The sequence below is a fragment of the Bacteroidia bacterium genome (genome assembly GCA_025056095.1).
Classification (GTDB): domain Bacteria; phylum Bacteroidota; class Bacteroidia; order JANWVE01; family JANWVE01; genus JANWVE01.
In genome coordinates this window covers 1-4,889 of sequence record JANWVW010000214.1, presented here as the reverse complement: position 1 = coordinate 4,889, position 4,889 = coordinate 1, and the positions used below count along the sequence as shown (strand labels likewise).

The window sequence follows — 4,889 nt, the reverse complement described above, 5'->3', positions numbered from 1 at the left end:
ACGGGCTACGCTATCGCTTCGGTGCTGCGCTTCGCTCCGCACCGTGCTAACGCACGCCCTCCGCATGCCTCACGCAATATAAAACTCACTACAGCCTTTCAAAAATACTGGCAGCATTGCAAAATACGCAGCACACTAACGAATTATCATATCCTCTCTTTGTTATAGGGCTAAATCTAACAAAAACCTCACAGATTCAGGTTTGACCCAAAAAGTAAAAATTGCACCTGTCAATGCCCCTGCTATATGCGCGTCATGGTTAAGGTTATCCATAGCACGCCGCTGTGCATAAATGGATAGTACTATGTATAAAATTCCAAAAAGAATAGCCGGCATACTAATAGGAAAAAAAACTAAACTAAGCTTAGCCAAAGGATGAAGCACAATAAACGCAAACACAACTCCCGATACCGCTCCTGATGCCCCTAATGTGTAATAATACGCATCATGCTTATGTTTTATCAAAGAAGGAAGAGCAGAAGTCAAAATGCTAATTCCATATAAAGTAATATACTGCATGGCAGATAGTTCTATCTCAACATATTGCCCAAAAGAAAACAGTGCAAACATGTTCATAATTAAATGTATGCTATCCGCATGAATAAATGCGGATGTAAATAAAGTAAAATGATTCCCTTTACGCCCAAAAGAATAGGGATGAAGCATCCACTTTTGAAATACTTTGTTACTGTTCCATGCGTACAAGGATAGAACAACATTAAGCAAAATCAAAGTTAAAGTAATTGGGCTACTACTTATGTTCATCGTTTTCTTATCTTTTTTCTCCAAAAGTCGTAGTCTTTCTCGTGGTCAGGAACATAGCTAATTCTTACCTCTTGTCCATTTGTAGCTTTGGTTTTAAGCACTAACAAACTATCACTCAAATGGAGTATAGTCGAAACTTGCTGATTTTGAAGAGTTAATGTTCCCTTATATTCATCAATTTCCCATCTTCCTTCTTGGGTTTTGCCTTTTTCGTTAGTAATCCATTTACCTTGTTCAGTAAAGGTTATACTCATAAATGGATTGATAGGCTGATATTCATTTCCTATGACTAGCTCTGCCATTCGCCAGCTTTTGAGCAAATGCTGCACATTAACCTTTTTTGTCTTTTGTTTAGTAGCACAAGAAAAATAACAACAACATATAACTGCACTTATCAGTCCAGCACAGTACCTATACATATTTTTCACAAAATTACGACTTTATCTATTTTAATTAAGCCGATCCTTTTGGTTGAAAGGTGAAACAGGGTCGTGCCCTTCATACTCACGTTCATCAAAATCTAAAATTCTGTAGTTCATCTCATTGGTATTCTTAAACTGTTTGCTTAACAAAGCCCACAAAAAAATAAATATAACACCTAGCCCAAAGACCCAAGATACTATTACCAAGTACATGCTCACGCTAAGATTTTCTAGTGCTTCCATAGTACAAAGTTACAATTTTTCTAGTGAACTTTTAAGGTAGTCTATTACTTCAACAGGTGTAGGGTCTATTTTGTTCTCTTTGGCTAAAAAATAAGACAACCAATCGCTAAAATGAATTAGGTAGAATACTTGTGCTAATATACTCTTACCTTGAGCTACAATTTCATATACATCTTGAGTGTATTTTTTGAATATTGGTTTGCAAATATCATAACGTGCTTGCACACGTATATGGTCAAAAGAAGAACGCAAAATCAGTACAGCAGTCTTTTTAAGAATATATTCAGGAAATCTCCAGCCTACCAATTCATTGTGGTTCATTTCAGGAAATATATGGTGCCAACAAATTTGTTTTGCATTTTCGTTAATTTGTTGTCTTAACCGAATAGCTACTGCTTCTAACTCTTCAGATGCATAAATGATAGGCAGCTTGTCTTTTAACAACTGTGCAAGTTTTGCGGGACCCGAATCAGGTTTTCTGAATTCCTCACGAGTTTCAGTAAGCAGCTCAACGGTTTCTTTCAGCTCTTGCTTAAAACCTTTTTTGATCAAATTTAACTTGCGCAGAATGTATAATTGTTGAATAGTAGAGAACGCTAGCGCTGCACGAGGTGGATATCCGATTGGTAAACCAATGTGCAAAATTTTGTTATTCTCTGCAAACTCCTGCAGTTTACCCCCTGCACTAATAGCAATAAGTGTAGATTTTTGAGCAAGGGCATACTCTGCGGCGGAAAGTGTCTCCTCAGTATTGCCAGAATACGAAGATAAAATGACTAAGCTGTGTTCATTTACAAAGTGAGGAATTTCATAGTGTCTATTGACAATAATAGGTACCTTTCCCATTTTGTAAGCATATTTACGCACTATATCTGCACCCATTGCAGACCCCCCTAGCCCACAAACAACTACATGATGAATTTTGTGATAATGTAAAGCAGCAAAATTCACTTTCTCGGCTATTGAAATAGCTTCTTGAATTTGCTCGGGAAACTTGTAAATTAAATCTTCCATACAGTTTATTTAATAATCAACGTTTGAAGAGCTTTTCTAAATACTGAACTATACTTTTTTTGCTGATTTTTGCCCACTACCATGCTGATAGTAGTAAAAACATTATCTCGCCCATTGAGGAAGGCAAGTATACAAAAGTAATCTTTGTTATCTTCTCTGTAACTAAGTTCTATGTAAAGTACGTTCCTGTTGCCTATTTTTTTGAACTCACATTCTTCTATGGTGCAGTTAGTTCTACCTATAAGAAGATATTGTCTAGGAATTTCTTTTTTTGCGATGTTCTTAAAAGTTTCATCTACTTCAATTTTGACGTTTTCTGACGCTATTTTAATAAAAGCACTGTCCTCTTTAACAATAAGTATGTCCAAGTGCCCAACAGATAAGTTAGACCTAGCCTTTTGTGCTGTATAACTGTTTTTATACAAAATAGAGCTGTATAGATCAAAATCCGCTGGGGATACACGAATAAAACTTTTAGGTACCTCTATGGAATATCCGTGTACTCCGTTGGATACTTTTACATTTTGAGAGTATAAACACAAAATCGTTGCAAATACGTGAAGTACTATCACAAGAAACTTTCCACACAATATGGTACGTAAGTTATACAGCACAAGGCTAAATATAAGGTTGGTTTTATATTGAACTAAGGATTCTGCTAAGTACTTTGTGGTATTTTTTAGTATTTTGGCATAGTGTTATCTATTTGGTCTGCCCAAGCATGTATACCTCCTACCAAGTTTCTTGGATTAGTGAATCCTTGGCTTTTGAGAAAGGCTACGGCGTTGGCGCTTCTTCCACCTGTTCTACAATGTACTACAATTTCTTTGTCTTTGTATTCTTTTAGTTCTTCTAGTCTTTGAGGTAGCGTGCCTAGTGGGATGAGTTTACCACCCAAGTTACAAATTTGGTACTCGTGTGGCTCTCTGACATCAATAATAATGACGTTTTCGCCTGCGTCTAGACGCTGCTTTAATTCTTGCACAGTGATATCACCCGTTTGCATAAGAGATGCTCTTGTGGAGAATATCGGATTCGAACCGATGACCTCTTGCATGCCATGCAAGCGCTCTAGCCAACTGAGCTAATTCCCCTTTTTGCTTGCAAATATAAAAAATATAAATCAAACCCAAATGGTATTTTTTTGTGCTTCACGAACGTATTTATTTTGAAGGCTTTGAGTTAAAGCGCGTAGTTGTGCCATCAAAGCACTGAACTGTTCAGGATATAAAGCTTGTGGTCCATCAGATAAAGCTTTTTCAGGGCAGGAATGGACTTCTATCATCAGTCCATCAGCGCCTGCGGCTACAGCAGCTAAGGACATAGGGATTACACGGTTTCTGTTTCCTGTACCATGGCTAGGGTCAGCAAATATAGGTAAGTGGCTAAGCTCATGTATGATAGGTATAGCAGAAATGTCTAATGTGTTTCGCCCCGTGTGGTCAAAAGTGCGGATACCTCTTTCACATAAAATTACCTTCTCGTTACCTCCTGAAAGTATGTACTCCGCTGCCATTAACCACTCTGTAATTTGGGCAGACATACCTCTTTTGAGCAAAACAGGCTTATTGATTTTACCCAATTGTTTGAGTAGGTAAAAGTTTTGCATGTTGCGCGTACCTACCTGGACAATATCGGCGTACGTGCATACTTCTTCTATTTGCGAAGCGTCCATAACTTCTGTAACTACTCGCAAATCGTATGTGTCTGCAGCCTTGCGTATCATTTTCAAGCCCTCTACTCCTAAACCTTGAAAAGAGTAGGGTGAAGTTCGGGGCTTAAACGCACCCCCGCGTATAAATTTTACCCCTTCTTTAGCAATTAAAGCTGCCATTTCAAAAATATGTTCCTCGCTTTCAATAGAACAAGGACCTGCAATAATGTTAAGTTCGTCCGCACCTATGGTTACTCCTTTTACATCAAAGCAGGTGCTGTTTTTTTTCCATGTACGGCTGGCTAACTTGTAAGGTTCATCTACTCTGTATACATCTACTACGCCTTTCAAAAGGGCAATTTTACGTATATCAAAATCAGGATGTACTTTGTTTGCAATAGAAATGATACTCCTATGCTCAAATTGTGCAATGTAGGCTTCTAAACCCCATTCCTCTAATTGTCTAAGTATCTCGGACAACTCACTCGCTTGTATATTTTTATGCAAAACGATAATCATATCTACTTGCTTACAACAAATATAACGCTTTTTGGATACACAAAGTTTACAGAAATTTCAATAAATTTTGAAAGTTATATTCACTTACTGCACAAAAATAGGACTTTCTGCACACAAAATAAATCTGAAAAATAATTGAGCAGGCAGGTAACTATGAAGTTATTTTTTTGGGCGTGCCCTTGCCCACACTTCGCTTGCGCTTGTGTGGGCAAGGTCGGCGTGGGACCGGCGACGCAAAACCATCCGGGCGAACCGGCGCACCGCACAGGGCT

General features: G+C 38.0%; 8 protein-coding genes and 1 tRNA gene. All 9 read right to left on the bottom strand.

Going from position 1 to position 4,889, the window contains the following annotated elements:
* Window positions 1-162: 162 nt before the first annotated feature.
* Window positions 163-726, bottom strand: coding sequence for a rhomboid family intramembrane serine protease (locus NZ519_12175; protein ID MCS7029511.1), 564 nt, complete (start codon window positions 724-726; stop codon window positions 163-165).
* A 35-nt stretch (window positions 727-761) separates the two neighbouring features.
* A complete protein-coding gene (locus tag NZ519_12170; protein ID MCS7029510.1) occupies window positions 762-1,184 on the bottom strand; it encodes a hypothetical protein in 423 nt (140 codons plus the stop codon).
* Between the two features lie 30 nt (window positions 1,185-1,214).
* Window positions 1,215-1,430, bottom strand: a complete 216-nt coding sequence (ccoS, locus tag NZ519_12165) for a cbb3-type cytochrome oxidase assembly protein CcoS (GenBank protein MCS7029509.1) — start codon at window positions 1,428-1,430, stop codon at window positions 1,215-1,217.
* Between the two features lie 9 nt (window positions 1,431-1,439).
* Complete coding sequence (locus tag NZ519_12160) at window positions 1,440-2,444, bottom strand: bifunctional phosphoglucose/phosphomannose isomerase (protein MCS7029508.1); 1,005 nt, start codon at window positions 2,442-2,444, stop codon at window positions 1,440-1,442.
* Between the two features lie 5 nt (window positions 2,445-2,449).
* Window positions 2,450-2,986, bottom strand: coding sequence for a hypothetical protein (locus NZ519_12155; protein ID MCS7029507.1), 537 nt, complete (start codon window positions 2,984-2,986; stop codon window positions 2,450-2,452).
* Window positions 2,987-3,123: 137 nt separating this feature from the next.
* Window positions 3,124-3,450 (bottom strand): rhodanese-like domain-containing protein, encoded by a 327-nt coding sequence (locus NZ519_12150; GenBank protein ID MCS7029506.1) that lies wholly within the window; start codon window positions 3,448-3,450, stop codon window positions 3,124-3,126.
* A 14-nt stretch (window positions 3,451-3,464) separates the two neighbouring features.
* Window positions 3,465-3,538, bottom strand: a tRNA-Ala gene (locus tag NZ519_12145).
* A 29-nt stretch (window positions 3,539-3,567) separates the two neighbouring features.
* A complete protein-coding gene (gene aroF, locus NZ519_12140) occupies window positions 3,568-4,617 on the bottom strand; it encodes a 3-deoxy-7-phosphoheptulonate synthase (GenBank protein ID MCS7029505.1) in 1,050 nt (349 codons plus the stop codon).
* A gap of 80 nt (window positions 4,618-4,697) precedes the next feature.
* Window positions 4,698-4,889 (bottom strand): hypothetical protein (locus tag NZ519_12135; GenBank protein ID MCS7029504.1); only part of this gene is annotated, 192 nt, incomplete at its 5' end.